At 55.0% G+C, this 18,479-nt stretch carries 18 protein-coding genes; 9 read left to right on the top strand and 9 right to left on the bottom strand.

The annotated features are described in order from the left end of the window. Positions 1–4: 4 nt before the first annotated feature. The 6 genes from H6815_07095 to H6815_07070 all read right to left on the bottom strand — a co-directional run bounded on the left by H6815_07095 (position 5) and on the right by H6815_07070 (position 5,969). A complete protein-coding gene (locus H6815_07095) occupies positions 5–973 on the bottom strand; it encodes a hypothetical protein (GenBank protein ID MCB9860206.1) in 969 nt (322 codons plus the stop codon). A gap of 130 nt (positions 974–1,103) precedes the next feature. After that, positions 1,104–2,048 (bottom strand): hypothetical protein, encoded by a 945-nt coding sequence (locus H6815_07090; GenBank protein ID MCB9860205.1) that lies wholly within the window; start codon positions 2,046–2,048, stop codon positions 1,104–1,106. A 29-nt stretch (positions 2,049–2,077) separates the two neighbouring features. Beyond that, a complete protein-coding gene (locus H6815_07085; protein ID MCB9860204.1) occupies positions 2,078–3,148 on the bottom strand; it encodes a hypothetical protein in 1,071 nt (356 codons plus the stop codon). A 33-nt stretch (positions 3,149–3,181) separates the two neighbouring features. Further along, a complete protein-coding gene (locus tag H6815_07080) occupies positions 3,182–4,177 on the bottom strand; it encodes a hypothetical protein (GenBank protein MCB9860203.1) in 996 nt (331 codons plus the stop codon). Between the two features lie 157 nt (positions 4,178–4,334). Then, the gene (locus tag H6815_07075) at positions 4,335–5,426 is read right to left on the bottom strand and encodes a DJ-1/PfpI family protein (GenBank protein ID MCB9860202.1); all 1,092 of its coding nucleotides are present in this window, start codon (positions 5,424–5,426) and stop codon (positions 4,335–4,337) included. Positions 5,427–5,468: 42 nt separating this feature from the next. Further along, complete coding sequence (locus H6815_07070; protein ID MCB9860201.1) at positions 5,469–5,969, bottom strand: NADH-quinone oxidoreductase subunit I; 501 nt, start codon at positions 5,967–5,969, stop codon at positions 5,469–5,471. 341 nt (positions 5,970–6,310) lie between these two features. Between H6815_07070 and H6815_07065 the strand changes: the two genes are divergently transcribed. The 4 genes from H6815_07065 to H6815_07050 all read left to right on the top strand — a co-directional run bounded on the left by H6815_07065 (position 6,311) and on the right by H6815_07050 (position 9,690). Then, positions 6,311–7,537, top strand: coding sequence for a hypothetical protein (locus tag H6815_07065; GenBank protein ID MCB9860200.1), 1,227 nt, complete (start codon positions 6,311–6,313; stop codon positions 7,535–7,537). Between the two features lie 50 nt (positions 7,538–7,587). Then, positions 7,588–7,746 (top strand): small basic protein, encoded by a 159-nt coding sequence (locus tag H6815_07060; protein ID MCB9860199.1) that lies wholly within the window; start codon positions 7,588–7,590, stop codon positions 7,744–7,746. A 114-nt stretch (positions 7,747–7,860) separates the two neighbouring features. Beyond that, a complete protein-coding gene (locus H6815_07055; protein ID MCB9860198.1) occupies positions 7,861–8,985 on the top strand; it encodes an AAA family ATPase in 1,125 nt (374 codons plus the stop codon). Positions 8,986–9,024: 39 nt separating this feature from the next. Further along, the gene (locus H6815_07050; GenBank protein ID MCB9860197.1) at positions 9,025–9,690 is read left to right on the top strand and encodes a hypothetical protein; all 666 of its coding nucleotides are present in this window, start codon (positions 9,025–9,027) and stop codon (positions 9,688–9,690) included. A 2-nt stretch (positions 9,691–9,692) separates the two neighbouring features. On the opposite strand, the gene H6815_07045 is transcribed toward H6815_07050, so the two are convergent. Then, positions 9,693–10,667 (bottom strand): hypothetical protein, encoded by a 975-nt coding sequence (locus H6815_07045; protein MCB9860196.1) that lies wholly within the window; start codon positions 10,665–10,667, stop codon positions 9,693–9,695. 123 nt (positions 10,668–10,790) lie between these two features. Here H6815_07045 and H6815_07040 point away from each other — a divergent pair, with 123 nt between their 5' ends. The 5 genes from H6815_07040 to H6815_07020 all read left to right on the top strand — a co-directional run bounded on the left by H6815_07040 (position 10,791) and on the right by H6815_07020 (position 17,534). Then, on the top strand, positions 10,791–11,789 hold the full coding sequence (locus tag H6815_07040) for a DUF58 domain-containing protein (GenBank protein MCB9860195.1): 999 nt from the start codon (positions 10,791–10,793) through the stop codon (positions 11,787–11,789). Between the two features lie 202 nt (positions 11,790–11,991). Continuing rightward, entirely contained in the window at positions 11,992–13,146 is a 1,155-nt protein-coding gene (gene recA, locus H6815_07035; GenBank protein MCB9860194.1) for a recombinase RecA, read from the top strand. 220 nt (positions 13,147–13,366) lie between these two features. Continuing rightward, positions 13,367–15,298 carry a hypothetical protein gene (locus H6815_07030; protein ID MCB9860193.1) on the top strand — a complete coding sequence of 644 codons (1,932 nt, stop codon included), beginning with the start codon at positions 13,367–13,369 and terminating at the stop codon, positions 15,296–15,298. A 121-nt stretch (positions 15,299–15,419) separates the two neighbouring features. Beyond that, complete coding sequence (locus tag H6815_07025; protein MCB9860192.1) at positions 15,420–16,844, top strand: DUF839 domain-containing protein; 1,425 nt, start codon at positions 15,420–15,422, stop codon at positions 16,842–16,844. A gap of 93 nt (positions 16,845–16,937) precedes the next feature. Next, a complete protein-coding gene (locus H6815_07020; protein MCB9860191.1) occupies positions 16,938–17,534 on the top strand; it encodes a hypothetical protein in 597 nt (198 codons plus the stop codon). Positions 17,535–17,536: 2 nt separating this feature from the next. Here H6815_07020 and H6815_07015 read toward each other — a convergent pair whose 3' ends face one another. Continuing rightward, entirely contained in the window at positions 17,537–18,187 is a 651-nt protein-coding gene (locus H6815_07015) for a biliverdin-producing heme oxygenase (GenBank protein ID MCB9860190.1), read from the bottom strand. Positions 18,188–18,205: 18 nt separating this feature from the next. Continuing rightward, positions 18,206–18,385, bottom strand: coding sequence for a hypothetical protein (locus H6815_07010; protein MCB9860189.1), 180 nt, complete (start codon positions 18,383–18,385; stop codon positions 18,206–18,208). Positions 18,386–18,479: the final 94 nt, after the last annotated feature.

Here is an 18,479-nt window from a genome sequence, read left to right as displayed (position 1 = left end):
AGAGCTATCGGATAAACTCAGTACCAAATTGAAGTATGCGAAAGGTGGCGCTGCCGCGAATCAAATCGACATCGTGTGTGTTCGTATCTGCCGCAACAACTTCCGCTTCAACATGCACAGTGTACTGCCCGATGCCCAACAATCGACTTTGAAACACGATCTTTGATGAAAAAAGTTGATCATATTCTCTCGAATACATACCTGAAATGACTGGCAGCGCCTTCTCAGAATTTTCGAGCACCATATCTGAAGCATCATCCGAAAGCCATACCCGAACCACACGTATACGTACGTCAGAGGTATTCCCGTGGTCCGTCTCCGGGAGATGCGCCGTAATACGCAATGAACTGAATGGAAAGGCATGTGTGGCTTCATCTATCGTTGCTGGAGAAGGTGGTCCGAAGACGACAAGATGAGCAGTGCGAGACACGTATCGCGCGTATTTTTCCGGCTTGCACATTCCAACCTTGTGCGCAGACTGAATCAATCGCATCCACACCTGTTGATCGTGAGATGATGCTTCTGGATCACCCAATCGCTCAAGTCCAACATCGATCAGCCGATCCAGTCGTTGTTGATTGATCGATCTTGATTCGACTCGTGCGATCAACTCATTCAAAGCTGCTTCTATATCCTGAGAGTTCTTGCGCTGAAGGTCGTGTTCCAGCATCCAATCGGGTTTTATGTCAAGGATAAACTGATTTGATCCAAGATAGCTCCAGTTCAGTTGCGATATCACGATGACAATAAGCACAACCAAACATGCAAAACCAGTACTGCGAGTTGCGAGTCGACGTGATCGTGCACAGACCGCGTTCCCCGTACGAAGATCAGAGCCACACTCGGGGCACACCATCTGATCATCAATCCCGGTCAGGTTAAAGCCGCATTTTCGGCAGATGAGATAGTTGACAAAGCCCTTCCATCGGATACCGATCACAATGAGTGAGCACCCGACCACGGCGCAGAGCAAGATACTCAGTGCCAGCCACACGTGATTGAAGACGTTGAAAAAAGATAAGACCATAGTACTGTCGCTACGGTCATTCAGAAGAAAAGTTCACCCACAAACGCAGTGTGACTTTGATTTCGTGCAACGCACACTACCTGGCTTCCGCCCCACCGCTCTTCACTTTCATCTCCTCGACAATATCAATTGCTCCAGCAAATGCTGATGCGTCTTCGAGCACGGTGCCGGGCATCCGGTCAAGAAACTCGTACTCAAACCTCCGGATGCCCGTGATCTCTTGCGGAGTTTTTCCATCGCTGTGCTCGTCGGTCAGCACGATTGTCCGCCATTCACGCACCTCCGGCTGATGATCCTCATTGCGCGCCAGCAGCATGAAGTCATGCCTGCGATAAAGTTCGCTGGATTCAGGGTACATGTCGCGCGTGTGCTCGGGCTGAATGACATCAAGCCACACCCCAGGCCTGTACGGTTCGGGCGGAACGATTGCAATATTCGGCGATCGCTGCAACGTCATCGTCGGGTTCTCTACCATCGGGCCGTCGCCAGCGATCCACGACTGCATGCCTGATGCGAAGATGCACCCGTGTGAATAAAAGTCGGCATCGTCGGGTCCGACGGAACTTTCAGTCGTGAATCGTGCCGAATCGTACTTCTCGGTGTCAGGGTTCCATGTTCGAACCCACACCGTGCTCGTGTCTGCGCGCCAGAGCTGCTCGTAGTGCGGCCCAAAGCCCACTCGCTCAATGCCCATACGCTTCTCATATGGATAGATCATCATCCAGACAACATCCTTCGTCATCCACGACTCAACACGGAAGCGCTCTCGCCGGACCAGCCTTGGTGAGCCGTCGTCGTCGAGTTCGTGGAGATTGCGCCACGTCTCTTCCAGTTCAAGCGTGACCTTGATGCACTGCGCATGCTCAAGCCGATCACGCCACGCAGCGATGTCGTGCTGGATCACCTCGGGCAAGTGCGCAAGTGCTGGATCGGGCTGCGGTGCTTGTGAGATCTGTGCATGGGCAGCTGACACAGCACAGACGAGAAGTGTGGCTACAAGATAGGAAGTGTGTCTGGTCATGGTGAGATCATATCAACTCAAGGCTGCGTTCACACCTCAGAGCCTCCAAACTCGGGAATAGCGTACTTGTAGATCGTTTCGAACCACGAACGAATAGAAGCTGAACGTCCTTGAATAGCTGGCCTGTCAGAACTCGTGATCGAAAAGTCAACATCTATCGTGTAAGAACCAGCTTGCAGCACAATATCCTCGATATCCACACGGAACACATACAGGCGATTGGAATACCCCTGCATGCGATTGTCCTGATATGGGCGAACCGTGATGATTTTTACGCCGTCTCCAACCACACGCGCATTGATTGTTTCTGCGTCTGTTCCTTCGATCTGGATCCGATCAATATCGATCCGGATCATCGGAGTCACGGCACTTTCAACGTGCGGTATCTGGATGTGCAGCTCAACGTAGGGCACAACACATTGCCCCGATCTGCTCTCGCGATACACGAACCCACTCGGAAACTCAACCTCCACCTCCAGCGTGTTCACGACGTGCTGCACGAATGTATCAGCATCGCAGAGACCCATGCTGTTCGATGCGAGAAGAAGCTCGGTCCACGCGGCTCGTATATCAAGTGGCAGCAACTCGTCGCTCTCACGCACGAGCGCTGTATCAGTAAGACGGTGCGCACGCGTGTGACTGAAGTTTGACTGCTGTATTCGCTTGGTCAGTTCTTTCAGAATTGCAATCTCGTCGTTTGATTCTGTATTGCGAACCTCGTGTTCAAGCATCCACGCGGGTTTGTGCGCGCGGATCCAGTCCTCGTCAACGATCACAGAGATATCAACAAACGCTGGCATGCAAGCAACCGCGAGGAAGCAGAATCCAATCACAACAAACGCGGGCCTGTGTTTTCGCTCGCCACTCTCGATTGCACGCTTTGCCTGCAGGTCCGCACCACACTCCGGGCAATGCTCGACCCCACCTGTGCTTAGAGGCAACCCGACAAGATCAAATTCACACGTTCTGCAGATCGGATGATCGTTCAATCGCTTGCCACGGAACCCTCTCCAGATCAGACACAGACCAGCAATCGTGCAGAGTGCAATGCCCAGCACCAGCCACGGATGATCGGAAAGTGGAAGCAGAGACGAGTTCATGAGATTGGATAGCCTAAAGCACGCATATTCCAGTTACCATGGACTGCCATGTATGTTGAGTATTGTGAACCCGAACTGCTCATTGATCTTGGCAGGCATCATGCTCTGATCGCCAGGGATCGAAATCAACATCTCAACATCAATCGCAGCGCTGCCTGGGCTAAACTTCACCGTGTCAATATAAACAGTAAATGATTCAACCGGACCCGAGTGGCCAATCACCACGAGCTGGAGCGGTGCCAGGTTCACGACCTGATCAACGGAATCATCAAATACAACACTGCTCTTCTGCGCTGAAGTCTCAATATGGATGTGGTGTATCCGCACACTGCTCTGTGCTTTGGAACCTGCTCGTTTCGCATATAGCTGCAAACGCACTCGATCAAGAATAAGTCCATCAAAGAACTCGGCTTGCAATTCGAGTTCGTTAGGATATACGACTCGTATCCCAACCGCGTTCAACAGAAACGTGTTGTATGTCTTGTCTGAGATATACCCCTTCTCTCGTGCAGCTTCAACAAGATCGCCCCACAACGCATTCCATGGCTTTGCTGTGTCCTTCTGTCGCACCAGCGCAGCTTCAACAAGCCTGCGAACGCGCGGCCCACTGATTTCACCTGCGCTGATCCTGTCAATGGCAACCTCCAGCAGCGCATCCTGTATCGCTTGATTGCCATCGGTCTGCATGATGCGATTTTCAAGCATCCAGTCGGGCATGTACTGTCGAAAATGCGCTTCATCGAACTTCAGATTTGCCCGCGCGTAGACCAACGATCCTGCGATCAAGCACAGCAGAATCCCAGCACACATCCAACTCAACCGATGAGAAAAACGCCCATACCGCATCGCATTCTTTTCGTAAAGGATCTGGCCACACTCCGGACAGTGATGGATCTTATTGATCCCCAAGGGCAGCCCAACAAGATCAAACCCACACTTTCGGCAGTGCGGGTCATCGCTCGTTTTTCTCCCACGCAATCCCTTGTAAAGGAAAACAAGCCCGGACAGACCAAGCCATGCCACAATCATGGCATACCACCACGGTATCTGAGGAACCAGCAACAGCAACCGCCATCCCATATATGGTTATATCCGGCTCTCAGGCCTTGGTTGCACAGTTGCACTTCCAGATGAAAAATGGACAGTCCAACTGGGACGTAGAGTTCCATGCGCCACTTTGATGCTGTTAGGGAAGCTTCGTAATCAGTGCCTTGAACCGCTCGTCGTTTCGAATCGGGTCAAGGTCCGGGTCTGATCGAAGCAGATCCGCTCGGATAAACCCAAGGTTTATAGCCTGCTCAAGTGACAACAATGCCTTATTGATCTCTCCCAGTTTGGCGTGTGCACAGGCAATGTTGTAGTGTGCGGTACTGTTGTCTGGATCAAGCTTGACAAGACGCTCATGGATTGCGATTGAGTCTTTGTACTGTCCTTCGCTCATCATGGCGTGACCGAGCCGTTGCAGCAAGCTCGCGCTCTCAACGTCGGTATCCAGCAGTGCACTATAACCGTCAACTGCTTGATGCCATTCTCCCGTCGCATAATCAATATCTGCTCTTTGCATCGCTCGACCATTGTCATCGACACGAGGATTGAGCAGCCGATACTCACTCGACAAGTATGGCTCGGGTGACCACGCGTATTCCATATATTCTGCGGTCTGATCCGCAACCACACGACCGTATGTCCTGGCGACATGGTGCAGAGCGCCATCAATCCCCGCAGAAACACCAGCAGTTGTGATAACGTTCCCGTTATCAATAAACCTCCGCCCATGTATCACCGTTGCATTTGGCGCAGACGCAGCGAGACGGTCGATCGCACCATACCATGTGGTAACGACTTTATCGTCAAGCAACCCCAAATCTGAAGCAACAAATGCACCAGTACACACCGTCATCATTTCGGCTTGTTGCTGCTGGGCTCTCACCCAATCCATAAACGATGTGTTATTGCGAAGCGCAGACGTAGAACCTCCAGGAATGACGAGGAGATCGACGCGCGGCGCAGTGTCGATGGTGTATTCAGGAACAACGGTGAGAAACTGCTGACTCGTGATCGGTTCTGGTGTGATCGCAACAGTGAAGACGTTGTATCCGAGTTGCCCCTTCGATTGTGACACTCTGCCAGCAATGGAGAAGACTTCACCCGGGCCAGCAAAGTCGAGCAGTTCGACGCCTTCGTACACAACAATCCCAACATTGATCGTGTACTCGCCGTTTGCCAGCTTGGTCGTAGACAGAGAGACAGCAGCAGCCGCAAGACATGATACAAACATCTTCAATCTCCGAGGTGAGTGAAACCAGTTGCGTGGCTGCGCTCACATCGGCTTCTTCTCGATCGTCACGTCGTAGATGTGAAGCAGCTTCTCTTTGTCGAACACCATCTCCTGGCGCGATCTTCCCACAAAGTCGTACTCGGTGGTGAGTTCGATCGCATCGACGGGACAGGCTTCCTCGCACATACCGCAGAAGATACAGCGGAGTTCGTCGATCTCGAACTTTGCGGGGTACTTCTCGCGATCGTCCCACGGAGACTCCGCCGCTTCGATGTGGATGCAGTTGGCGGGGCAGATCGTCGGGCACATCATGCACGCAACACACTTGACGCGCCCGTTCTCATCGCGATTGAGACGATGGACTGCGCGGAAGTTGGACTTCTCCATGCCGCCCTCTTCGACGGGCATAAGTTCCTTGCGTTGCTCAGGATATTGAATAGTTCGGCTGGTCCGCCCTTGGCCGAATGATGTGAAAAAGTGGCGCATGGTCGTGCCGAACCCCTTGACGATCTCGTGGAGGAAGATCGCTTCAAGGCCGTTCATGGGCGCGGGTTTGATCACGGTGACTTCTGCGTCAGGGATTGCCATAGGAGCAAGTATAGAGACGTAAAGCCGCATGAAGCACACGAATTCGCTCGTGACATGCTCTCAAAGCCTCCGAATAGCGATGGTGCCAGTGAAGTTTCGCGCCGGCTTGATAGATTTTTGCGGACCGGGGTGAGCCAACGCCCATCTGACCAAACCGGGCAGGATTGGCGGAATGTGGAGAGTTTGTGGGCCTAATTGCCGATGCTGAGAGGGGCCCGTCTGTCGATTCTCTGAGAAAACAATCGTTTGCCGGGATGTCGGCAGGTCTGGTTGGTCCCATAGAATAATGGTGCATCATGGGCCGGAAGACACCACAGCCATTGTTTGAGCTTCTTCGCGAACGCGAACGTGCATCGCTTGGCGCGAACCAGCCACCCGCGCAGACACCGTCAAAGGTATCTATTGATCGCGAGGCTTTGTCGCGCCCGACAAAGGCGCAGCTCAAGGAAGCGCAGCGTCAGCACGCAGCACGAGAGATTTCGCCGGACAATCCAATCCGCGTTGTGCCAAAGAATCCGCAGAACCTCCCATCCGGTGAAGTCCTTGCGAAAATGGCTCGAGGTGCCACAGTTGTTCCAGGCAGCCATGACGGACACACCCAGTCCAATGGCGGAAACAACAAGCCAGCACCAAAGCCCCAAGGCCCAAGCATCTTTGCAAAGATCAAGGATCTCGGTGCGTCAGCAAAGCCACAGATCCATGCAACGAAGCATGCTGGTCAGCGCCAGCACGTTGTCGCAATCCCGATGACTGCTGTGTACGTCGGTTTGCCTCTTCTGATTCTGGGTCTCCTCGGCGCATACTCAATCGGTCACATGGTCGGCAAATCAGAGGCAGAGAAAACGCTTGCCCCGTATGCTGCGGTGAATACCACAACCGAGCAGTTTGCATCGCGCAATACACCAGCAAAGCCGGAATCGTTGTTTGAGGAACGACTGGATGATCGCACGCCGTTCACCCAACCGAAGGAAAGCGATGAAACTATCCGCATTGCCGATGGTGGCGATACGGGCGGAACCGTGCTTCCACCCCACAACTTCCAGCGGGAATCGACGCCCACGCGCGAGAACGCAGTTCCAGAACGTGGGATCAACCCCTCACCTGCCCAGCCGGAAACCACAAAACCGTCCGAGAACCAGCCAAAGCCCGCTGAGCAACAGCCCATAGCTCCCCAAGCACCCAAGCACGACGTGCTGAAGGACACCCGTATCACTGGGCTGAACTATCTACGAATTGTGAGTTCACTGACCCGGGACGATGCGGTTGCAGCAGCGGAGTTTTTGACTACCAACGGCGTTCCCGCCTTCGCTGCAGTTGATCCTGATCACGCCAGAGGCAACAATGCCTCCTCGTGGTGCGTCAGGACAAGCAAAGGGTTTGCTGGCGCTCCACACTGGCAGGAGTCCGAACAAGAGCGTCGCGAGCTCAAGCGCCGTGTCGCTGCAATAGGGCAGAACTGGCAGCAGAATCATCGCGGTGTGTCTGACTTCTCGCAGCCGTTTTACGAGAAAAAGATCAATTAATCAGCCGGGAAGGGCTGTATTGGCACAGAAGCTGGTTGGGAGCGTTGAACATGAGTCTTGATCCTTCACTGAAAACCAAGGGCAACCTGACCGGAAAGCGCAGTGTCTACACCCGCGCCGAGCGCGTGCTTCAGATGCTCGCTGAGAAGAAGCTCGATCCGAAGTCTGACAAGGCAACAGGGCTTCCCAAGATGCGCGTTCGCAGCTGATCGCCTCGAATTCGGCTGAGTTTCACATAAATACCACACGCCCCGTGAGCCAGCAGCCTGCGGGGCGTTATGCTTTTGCAAACGAAGCAAGCTGAACGAGGAAGGATCGAAGCGATGCGCACCGTGATCACCGGCCAAGTTGGGATGGACAAGAAGGACTACTGCAAGCGGGTTGTCGACTTTGCTGGACAGAACGGCGAGACCATCATCCAGTACCACGTCGGCGACATCATGTACGCAGAGGCTCCGGATGTCGGTGCGGGCAAGATCCTCCATCTTCCGCTCTCCAGACTCAACTCGCTCCGCCGGGCAGCATTCAAAGACATGATCGCAGAATCACGTGATCAGGAGAACATTCTCGTCAACACGCACGCGACATTCCGGTGGAGACACGGGCTGTTCAGTGCGTTCGACTTTGATCAGATGCAAATGCTGGCGCCAGAGGTGCTTATTTGTCTCGTCGACAATATCGAGGTTGTGCATCATCGCTTGCACGCTGAGCACACCATCGATGCCACACTGAAAGACTGCATGGTCTGGCGCGAGGAGGAGATCCTCGCGACCGAACTGCTCTCGCAAGCGATCCCCGGGTCACGCTTCTACATCATGGCTCGCGGTCGTCACACTGATACCGCACAGACAGTCTTCCGGCTCATCTGCCGCAACGACATGCGCAAGGTGTACCCGAGCTTCCCGATGTCGCACGTGGTGGACATGCCAGACGTGCTCGCAGAGATCGACGCGTTTCGAGCGGTACTCGCCGACAACTTCATCACGTTCGATCCGGGCGATGTTGACGAGAAGCTGCTGCTCGAGCGCGCAATCGTCGCTGCACGAGAGGGGCGTGAGTTTGTCGATGCAGAACCGCACTCGTTCGGCGGGTCCAAGGCTGGGGATGGACCGATCCGCGTGCGCACGCGCGAAGTGCTCGATATCGCGGGTGACATCGACGGGCAGATCTACATGCGAGACTTCAAACTGATCGACCAGGCTGACATGATTGTGAGCCTCGTGCCAGAACTCCCCGGCGGGATCCCAGGGCTTTCTTCCGGCGTCGAGCGCGAGCTCCAGCACGCCTATGAACACGCCAAGGAGGTCTACGTGGTTTGGAAACCAAAGAAGAGCCCCAGCCCGTTTATCACCGAGACCGCAACGAAGATCTTCACATCAGTCAACGAAGCGCTCGAGCACTTTGAGAATGCTGGCATGTTCCCGCAGAAGAACCTGTTCGGCGTCTGACAATAACTGGGCTGCAAGCCGATGCAATAATGTTGCATCATGGTACCAAATGCAGAGCAAGTCATTGTGTTTCGCTGGAAGATCGCGGTCTACATGCGACTGTTTGGCGTTGTGTGCTTTCTCTTCTCTGTGCCGTGGTTGTTAATATGGCTTGTTGAGGCGATACATAGAGATGAGTTGCTCAACTTTTCATACTACGGAGAGCTGATCGTTACTGGCGGGTTGAGCATCATAGCGGGGGTAGTGTTTCTCACATGCGCGGGTGCCTTCTCTCGAGTTTTGGTGCCATTACCACGCACGCTTCTGTGTCCGGATTGCTGCTATGAACTTGCTGGGATTGCCACTGCACAATGCCCCGAGTGTGGACTTGTGCTTCCGGAGGCGTATGTAACACTGGCTTCTGCAACAAACCCATCACACAATCGTTTGAACAAACCCAAGCCTCTGTGGCAAGTTATCGATGCCTTGTCATTTCCAGCTCTTCTGTGCATTGCAGCTGTTGCGGGAATTATCTACCTTGTGTTTATCATCACAGCAATATCCGATGACAGCTTTGTGATCTCAATGTCGTTTACAACACTCGCAACTATGCCCGCAGTGATCGCATCGCTCCTCGGAATGCGGGCTTTATGGCGACTGCAGACCACAGCGCCTGCCCAACAGTCTTCTGCTGATACGGCTCCCAACGACAACGCAAGAGAATAAGCCTATCGCTCTTCGTGCGTTTCCTCCGGCGCTTTCCACGGTTGCATGTTACGCCACATGAGCTTCCACCCGTGCTCTGCGAACGGGCCGATGATCGGCGGTTCGTCGAAGATACCACGCTCGGCGCGATCCGGGTTGTACCGTGGCTCTGCAATCACTTCGCCGCGCAGTTCCCAGTAGGAAACGTCGGGCGCACGCAATGCACGCACAGCATACCTCTCAGGAATCGGTACGAGTATTGCTGGTCCAACGCCGATGCCTGTTCGAGGGTCCATCACACGCAAATACCCTGAGAATCGTCTGCCGCCGTCAACATCTCGTTCGATGCGCTCAATCGATACTGTCCATTCGATCTGCGATCGAAGCTCGCGCGAGGTTGTTCGTGTCCAGCGTGCAACCGCATCGTGAAACAGATCCTGCTCCCGTAGTGTCGAGCGTGGGATAATGCTCATCTGCTCAAAGTACGAACGAACAACCGCTGCGCGGAGCGCCCACGGTGAGCTGAACGGGTCCGCATCCTTCCATGCCTTCGTATCAAACTCATCTGAAGGCTCGGTCGCACCATTGTCCACTTGCTGCGTATTTCGCACTGGCTGTACGTTCTCGTACATTGATGGAGAACGTTGCGGCGTATCAACTTGATTGGCGCGCGCGATCGCTTCATCCATCAGATTGTGCTCAACGAGCAGTTGCTGGGCAAATCGCAGTTGACTCAACAGCGCGTCACGCTCGCGTTCAAGCAGGTCAACCTGCTTCCGGAGCACGTCGTTCTGCTCCCGCACAAGTTGGAGTTGCATCGCAAGATCATCGACAGTCATCTGTCCCGGCTCTGACAGATCCTGCGCGGGCTGGGTCTCAGTCGGCGCGTCTGTTTGTGCTCGAGCACCCATCGCCAGAATCATGCACAGCAAACATGAACCCATGCGCAAGAATGGCATTGACATGCGTCCATCTGATTGTGTTGCCTTGTGGGTCATGGTGTTCCTCCGGTTGTCTCGTGACACCAACTCGGTTTGATGGCTGTACAGACAGACTGTTCCTAGCTGATGTGCATACGGCTTCGGCTCACACGACGCAGATGCACTACAGTATTCGCACGCATGATCGCCCGCAGACTCAGCCCAAATACGGCAGCGAAACCGATCCCTGCTCCTAAGCCCGAAGATCTGCTCGGCCAGTCACTGATGGATCGGCTGGATCGACTCGATGTCATGTGCAGAAAGGTACTCGCGGGCAAACTTCCCGGCGAACGTCGATCGAAGCGGCGCGGCCGATCTGTCGAGTTTGATGACCATCGGCCTTATAGCGCCGGCGACGATCTTCGCCACATCAACTGGCATGTGCTGGGCAGACTCGATCGGCTCGTACTGAAACTGTTCCGTGAGGACGAGGATCTCTCCATCACAATCATCGTCGACGCGAGCCCTTCCATGGAAGCGGGCGAGCCCAGCAAACGCACGTACGCGATGCAGCTTGCAAGCGCGCTGGCATATCTCGGGCTCGCACGAAACAACCGAGTCAGCGTGCATGTTGTGTGTGCGCCTGGCAAGCCGCTGATCCAGCGCAGCGCCATGATGCGCGCACGATCGAGCATCCGCCCCATGCTCGGATTCCTTGCAAACGCCATCCAGCCCGGGGAAACTGTCCCCGCACAATCAGACCCCGATGCACTGCTGACAGCAGTTTCATCTGTGTGCGCACAGGCACGCTCACCCGGCGTGCGATTCCTGATTTCTGACATGCTCACGCGCGCAGATGCAAACCAGACACTGAGCGCACTTGTTGCAACCACCTCCGGACTTGGTGCCGACGCGGTGCTGCTGCACACACTCTCACCGGGTGAGATCGACCCCTCACGTGAAGAACATCGCGGACTAATCGGCGATGTTCGCCTGACCGATGCCGAGGACCTGCGTGCTGCCGAACTCACACTGACAGACGATGCAATCGCACAGTACAAGCAGCGGCTCGGACAGTGGCAGCAGTCCCTTATTCACGCCTGCCGAGCACGCGACATCGTGTACCGTTTGGTGCAGACCGATACTGATGTTGCGGATCTGCTATCACAAGAACTTCGTCGCGACGGCGTGCTGGGCTAAACAACAAAGCCACCGACGCTGCCCCTATGGTATCATGCAATGCCCGATTTGCACCGCAGTGTGCCCGCCAGACCTGACTGGTGCCTTCTTGGTGCTTTGCAAGGATTTTTGGTAAATATTCACCGAACAAACTTGACGGCTCGTTCGGGATCTGGTAAGCTGTGCCCAGCCAACTCGCACGCCCAATCGCAGGAGATTCTCGATGGCCATCGGACGCGGATCAAAGACAACGAAAGCAGCCAAAACCGTGGAAGTGCTCGCTCCAGGCTCAGACGACGCGGTCGCAAAGCAGAAAAAGCAGGCCCTTGATCGAGCGCTCGGTCAGATTGACAAGACCTTCGGCAAGGGCACCATCATGCGCCTGGACGAGGACGCGTATCTTTCGATCCCGGGCATCTCAACCGGCGCACTCTCCCTGGATCTTGCACTCGGTGGCAAGGGCATCCCACGCGGACGCATCATCGAAGTCTTCGGCCCGGAAAGCTCGGGCAAGACCACGCTGACCCTGTCCATCATCGCAAACGCACAGAAGAACGGCGGCAGCGCTGCATTCATTGATGCTGAGCACGCGCTCGACCCGACATGGGCACGCAGGATCGGTGTTAACATCGACGAGCTTCTGGTCAGCCAGCCCGATTGTGGTGAGCAGGCGCTTGAAATCTGTGAGTTGCTTGTGCGCTCCAACGCGGTCGATGTCATCGTTGTCGACTCCGTCGCTGCACTCATTCCACGGAGCGAGATCGAGGGCGAGATGGGTGATTCCGTGGTTGGCTTGCAGGCACGTCTGATGTCGCAAGCGATGCGCAAGCTCACCAGCATTGTCGCAAAGACCAACTGCACCGTCATCTTCATCAACCAGATCCGTGAGAAGATCGGCGTGATGTTCGGCTCGCCGGAAACCACCACAGGTGGTCGAGCGCTGAAGTTCTACTCCTCCGTTCGCATCGACATCCGTCGTACCGGCGCAATCAAGGAAGGCGACCAGAACGTCGGCAACCGCACACGTGCCCGTGTCGTCAAGAATAAGGTGGCACCACCATTCCGTGAAGCCGAGTTTGACATCATGTTCAACGAAGGCATCAGCGCTTCGGGCGACCTGCTTGATCTTGCGGTCGACTGCAAGGTGGTAGACAAGAGCGGTGCATGGTTCAGCTATGGCGACGTGCGACTCGGTCAGGGTCGAGAGAACTCCAAGCAGTTCCTGCGTGACAATCCAACACTCTTCACAGAGATTCGCAACCGGGTGCTGGAAATCAAGGTGCCCAAGCCTTCCTCAGCAAAGGCGGTGGAACAGGACGAGGACGATGTGGAAGACATTGATCTTGACTCCCTCGACATCGCCGAGGACATTGAGTAGCTCAACGATCTGCTCCCTGTGACAGATCGTGGTCTCGCAGAAGCCCGGCAGGAGATGAGAAGAGAGACATTCCATTTCTGTTGCCACGATCTTCTTTGCCCCAGCGGAAACGTACAGAATAGAGCGTTTCCGTTGGGTTCTTGCGTTGACTTCCGTTACAACGCACATGGATGATGGGACCTTGGTGCAATCCTCATGATTCGCGCTCTACCATCCCCATGTGAGGAAGCAAGGTGGTTCCACAGCGTATCAGTTGAGTCGGATGTATCTGCTGGTACTGATGGGTTTCTGCGCACATATCTCAGCACGTACCGTGTCCGCCACGACAAAGCTACATATCTGTTTGACGGCAGAATCGCTTGACATTGTCCCGAAGTTCTCTCCTACAACGGTGGTACATGGGCGACTTGCCGTGATCGCAGTCGATGCCAAAGGCGAACTCCCTCCAGATGGCATACTCAGCGCACAACTCGACGACGGCAGGAAAGTACCAGCAGTCATCAGGTGGATAGGCGTGGTGCGCGAGAATGCGCACGAAGTCGAAACCTCGTGGCAGGGCATGGATACATGGCTCGGCGGTATAGCAGGCCCAGCGAAGTGGATTGTGCTCGGTGCGACAGACTCACCGCCTCCAAATGCCGACGGCTCGTACGTGGTATTTACGGAGATCCCTGTCAACGCGTTCGGACAGGGAGTCTGGATTGAGGGCACGCGATGCGATCTCGCATGGGTTGGGGACCCGGCACTCGAATCCAACGCGCAGCAAAGCCCCCGATGGTCAGTTCGGGCATCCAGCGAAGCGATTGAAAGCGCTGCACTCTATGAGCTGACAGAACCTGCACGAAACAGTCCGCTTTCACGCTGGCGAGTCCGTCTTGCATATGAGGGACTCAAGCCTCTATACAGCATGCTCGATCATTCGGGTCCAACCATTGATGCAAACGGGCAGATCACACGCGTCGCTGACAACAAACCATTTGTCGGCTGGCGCAGATTTGAGTCACCAGCTCTTGAAGCGGTCGCGTTGCAGTTGGAGGGCCAATGGCAAACCGGACTGACACGCCTTGAACACGCTGATCATGCTGTGTATGAGCAGGCAATCTCGCATCTTGCAGCTGTTGCAGAGTTTTCAAGCAGAGAAGGCATCGTACATGCACCAGTCTGGCGTGAAGATCCCGTCCAGACAGATGAGCTCCTTCGCACGCTCAATCGAGCAACAACACGCGATGACGAAATGGTGAGTGAGGTGGTTCGATGGCTTGATCGTCAACCCGCGCTGCTTCTAGCAATTGAAGACGATGGTGGCAGACCGGCATCTGAGCCGGGTGGCGCAACTGTGCAGATCGGCATGCTCAGACTTCGCAATGACAGTGCGCTGGTTGTTGCTGCAAGCGCTGGTGCCCAGTCACCAACAGAACCTATCGCAATCGCTCCGTGGTCGTGGATGAATACCGATGTTCCAGTCGGTGTGACAGCTATCACGCGAGCCATCAACGATGCTGGTGGAGAGCCCGCGCGGGCGCAACTTGCGGTCGAAGGACGCATGGATCGTCAGCGTGCGTGGGCCCCAGCTCGTCCAGCAAAGCTGCGTGCATCACCACCGTTTCTTGCGCTTGGGCCGATGATGAATGTGCGCACACTCAGAGATCTCTACACGAACGATATGGGCTCGATTGTGGTTCCAGGCATTCCAGGTGGCACCGCGGTGCATCTGCAGAAAACAAGCATCGAACTTGCAGGCAATACAAACCGGACAAACGAGACAATTGCAGCGCCAGGATCAGCCCTCGCATGGCGATTGTTTATTGAGTGCGATGCACTCGATTCAGCGGCAGATCCGGGTGATTGCGTCTCGGTGTGGCTTGGCCCAACAGGGTCAGCTCGGCTTTCGCTGACGATTGATCGGGCAGGTGGTGTTCGACGTACGTTCGATGATGAGTATCTCACGAATCACAGCGCTGTTGTTGTACCGGGCGATCACTCATGGACGTGCATTCTCACCGTCCCCGAGTCCTGCATCGAAGTGGACGGCACGTTGCGTGTTGGTATCGAGAGGACAAGCAGGGCAGGCCGGAGCACACTGGGTCGAAGCGTGTTTCCGTGGCAGCGAGAGCCGGGACGCATCGCAGTTGACACGCTTGCGTGGAAATAACCTCGCGGTGACGTTCAGGCTTTGCGCGATTCGAACATTGGTCCACACTCGTACTTCCATGCACCGATCTATCGTCATAGGGCATTTGTACCGATCGATGCATGCAGATTGGAAGACGTCAATGAGTGAAGTCCAGACACGTCGATGGTTTCTTCAACGCTCGATGGCGATGACACTCGGCATCAATGGCCTGAGTGCGTTCACATCTCGCAGCGTTCTTGCCGAAACGATCTCCGATCTTCTAACTCCAAATCTGGACACCGGATTTGGTCCGCTTGTCAAAGATCCAAACGGCATCATCGATTTGCCACAGGACTTTGCGTACTCGATTATCTCGCGCGTCGGTCAACGAATGGACGATGGATTCCTTGTCCCCGGTCGACCTGACGGGATGGCTGCGTTTGAAGGGCCTGACGGACTCACACTTATTGTCCGAAACCATGAAAATGAACACCAATGGAAAGAAACCTCGCCATACGGTGAGGACAACGCGTTGCTGTCACGTATTCCTAAGCACCTGATGTACGACTCCGGCTATGGCAAAACACCCGCGCTTGGCGGCACAACGACGATCGTGTACGACACACGAAGCCAGCGCAAGATTGATGAGTTCATGTCGCTCGCTGGCACCTCCCGCAACTGTGCTGGCGGACCAACACCATGGGGAAGCTGGATCACGTGCGAAGAAACTATCGAGACACGTGACGACAAACGCGAGATCGACCACGGCTATGCGTTTGAGGTACCGGCGCGTGTGCGCGACGGTGAGTACGGACTGGTCAAACCTGTACCGCTTCGCGCGATGGGGCGATTCAACCACGAAGCTGTTGCAGTGAATCCTGGTTCCGGTATCGTGTACCAGACTGAGGATCGTCACGACGGGCTGCTCTACCGCTTCATTCCGAATGTCAAAGGCAAACTCGCCGAAGGAGGTCGTCTGCAGGCACTCGCGATCGTTGGACGCGACAGTGCAGATCTTCGCAACTGGGACAGCACTCCAACCGTTCGAGTCAATGATCTTCCGCTGCTTGTACGCTGGATTGATCTTGACGGGATCGAAGCACCCGATGACGACCTCCGCTACCGTGGATTCGAAAAAGGATGCGCTCGATTCGCCCGTGGCGAGGGTATGTGGTTCGGCGATGAATGTGTCTACTTTGCGTGCACATCCGGCGGCGAGAAACAGGCAGGGCAGATATGGAAGTACACACCTGCACCTGCAGATCTGGAAGGCACCGATCGAGAGCAGACATCGCCCGGATTCCTGCAACTTCTTGTTGAGCCGAATGATGTCAGCATCGTCGAAAACGCCGACAACATCACTGTCGCGCCATGGGGTGATCTGATCGTCTGCGAGGACGGGCCAGGCCAGCAGCATCTTCTACGCGTTACACCGCACGGCAGGGTCAGCACATTCGCACTCAATACCGTAAGCGAGTCAGAGTTTGCTGGCGCGTGCTTCTCGCCTGATGGCTCCACCCTGTTTGTGAACATCCAGCACACAGGACTGACACTCGCGATCACGGGACCGTGGCCGAAGGTCTGACAACACAAAGCATCTCAAATCTGATATGCTTTTGTTGTGCGAAAACACACCAAATGCACCTGCTCGCACTCGTCGTCCCGCAGATCCTGCATCATGGCTGTGGTTGCGCTGTCATTGTCGTATGGTTACGTCTTGGCGACAACGATGACGGCGCACATGGGCGAGCCGTACATGAAACTGAATGACTATGTCTCAGATCTGAGGCACGTCCCTGTCACTTCGCTCGTGATCGGGGTTGTCATATCCTGCTTCTTTCTCATCTATCCAATGCTAGTGAACGCAGTTGTACAAACGCTTCCCGAGAGTGAGAAGATGCTGGCGACCCAGCGTGCCTGCAGGTTTGCGTATCTTGTTTCAGGCTGGATGGTGGTCATGGGAACATGCGCGATGTTCCTGATGGCCCACCACCTGTCAGTCGGTATCGCGGGCTTTCAACAGAGCGCAGTGCTGCAGTTCATCGCACATCTGTACATGCAGTCATTTGTTGTGCTGATGATCGCACTCGGTCTAGCTGTCATGTGCTTTCCGTATTATGTTCAGCACACGATTCTTGCGCGCTTCCACGCAAACCAGTGTACAAAGTGTAGATATGATCTTGGGGACGCAGACACGTGCCCGGAATGCGGCTGGAAAAGGCCGAGCTTTGCCGACACGCCAGAATCGCCATCAGACATCGATATCGATTGCTAGATTCAGTTGTCCCAGAACCGCTGAAGCCCATCCATCATGCATGTGATCGCGTCAAATGCCTGACAGGCCTGGATAAGCACACCGCCGCGCTCATCATCGGTCAACTGAAGACCCGCGAGATCCGCGCGGAACTGCTGCCACTTCGGCCTCTGCATCTCGCCGTGCGGTGTCAGGAATCGCAGCCCATCATGGCCGGTCAGTCCGAGCGACTGCCCCACCGCCCTTGCGATGTACATGTTGCCGTTGTTGCTCCCCTCAAGCACGTACTGCCACCCAAGCAGCGCTTCGTCTTCGGCTTCACCAAGCAACTCGATATGCTCTGCGATCTTCTGTGTTTCGGGGAGTGCGACGACAGCGTTCGGATCGCGATCAAAGAATCGGAGATCCTGCTCCAGCCTGATATCCTGAAAGAAATCGTCATGCAGCAACGGAGCAAATGCTGGACAACCATTGCGCAATGCTGTCAATGCGACACGCATGGCGCGATGAACAACCAACATCTGCTCCAGCATGTCAGCGAACTGTTCTCGCGATAACTGCCCCTTGAGGAGCTGTTGCTGGATCGGATGCCGCTCGGCAATGTGATGGCGTTCCGCGGTTTCTGCTTTCAGCATATCAGGCAACGAGACCGCGGTGGAATCTGACGTAGTCATGGCACACTCCGTGTTACTTCATCGCATCGCAAGATACCCAAGAGCGGGGATGATAAGCCACAACAGCCCCTTGATAAGGAAGAACATGAACCCGAAGAACCCAAGCCGTGCTGCCCACTTTGCCTTTGGGGACGCAGGACAGCGGGATACAGGTTCCGGCATATCTTCAACCTGGCGCTGATGTGGACATCCACTCATTGAGGTCTCCGTGAATCTGATGAGGGCCAATCATTGAGACTCTGTCTCAACAACGTTCGATCGTACGCTCCCAAGCTATCTCGTCAACGCACGT

It is taken from the genome of Phycisphaeraceae bacterium, from assembly GCA_020639155.1.
Taxonomy (GTDB): domain Bacteria; phylum Planctomycetota; class Phycisphaerae; order Phycisphaerales; family UBA1924; genus JACKHF01.
Note: the sequence above shows the minus strand (reverse complement) of the source record. Positions and strands in the feature narration are given on the sequence as shown.

Excerpts from the sequence above, each read along its gene's own strand:
- H6815_07090 (MCB9860205.1), bottom strand. The coding sequence starts at position 2,048 with ATGACCAGACACACTTCCTATCTTGTAGCCACACTTCTCGTCTGTGCT.
- H6815_07085 (MCB9860204.1), bottom strand. The coding sequence starts at position 3,148 with ATGAACTCGTCTCTGCTTCCACTTTCCGATCATCCGTGGCTGGTGCTG.
- H6815_07080 (MCB9860203.1), bottom strand. The coding sequence starts at position 4,177 with ATGATTGTGGCATGGCTTGGTCTGTCCGGGCTTGTTTTCCTTTACAAG.
- H6815_07075 (MCB9860202.1), bottom strand. The coding sequence starts at position 5,426 with ATGTTTGTATCATGTCTTGCGGCTGCTGCTGTCTCTCTGTCTACGACC.
- H6815_07070 (MCB9860201.1), bottom strand. The coding sequence starts at position 5,969 with ATGAACGGCCTTGAAGCGATCTTCCTCCACGAGATCGTCAAGGGGTTC.
- H6815_07065 (MCB9860200.1), top strand. The coding sequence starts at position 6,311 with ATGGGCCGGAAGACACCACAGCCATTGTTTGAGCTTCTTCGCGAACGC.
- H6815_07060 (MCB9860199.1), top strand. The coding sequence starts at position 7,588 with ATGAGTCTTGATCCTTCACTGAAAACCAAGGGCAACCTGACCGGAAAG.
- H6815_07055 (MCB9860198.1), top strand. The coding sequence starts at position 7,861 with ATGCGCACCGTGATCACCGGCCAAGTTGGGATGGACAAGAAGGACTAC.
- H6815_07050 (MCB9860197.1), top strand. The coding sequence starts at position 9,025 with ATGGTACCAAATGCAGAGCAAGTCATTGTGTTTCGCTGGAAGATCGCG.
- H6815_07045 (MCB9860196.1), bottom strand. The coding sequence starts at position 10,667 with ATGACCCACAAGGCAACACAATCAGATGGACGCATGTCAATGCCATTC.
- H6815_07040 (MCB9860195.1), top strand. The coding sequence starts at position 10,791 with ATGATCGCCCGCAGACTCAGCCCAAATACGGCAGCGAAACCGATCCCT.
- recA (MCB9860194.1), top strand. The coding sequence starts at position 11,992 with ATGGCCATCGGACGCGGATCAAAGACAACGAAAGCAGCCAAAACCGTG.
- H6815_07025 (MCB9860192.1), top strand. The coding sequence starts at position 15,420 with ATGAGTGAAGTCCAGACACGTCGATGGTTTCTTCAACGCTCGATGGCG.
- H6815_07020 (MCB9860191.1), top strand. The coding sequence starts at position 16,938 with ATGGCTGTGGTTGCGCTGTCATTGTCGTATGGTTACGTCTTGGCGACA.
- H6815_07015 (MCB9860190.1), bottom strand. The coding sequence starts at position 18,187 with ATGACTACGTCAGATTCCACCGCGGTCTCGTTGCCTGATATGCTGAAA.
- H6815_07010 (MCB9860189.1), bottom strand. The coding sequence starts at position 18,385 with ATGAGTGGATGTCCACATCAGCGCCAGGTTGAAGATATGCCGGAACCT.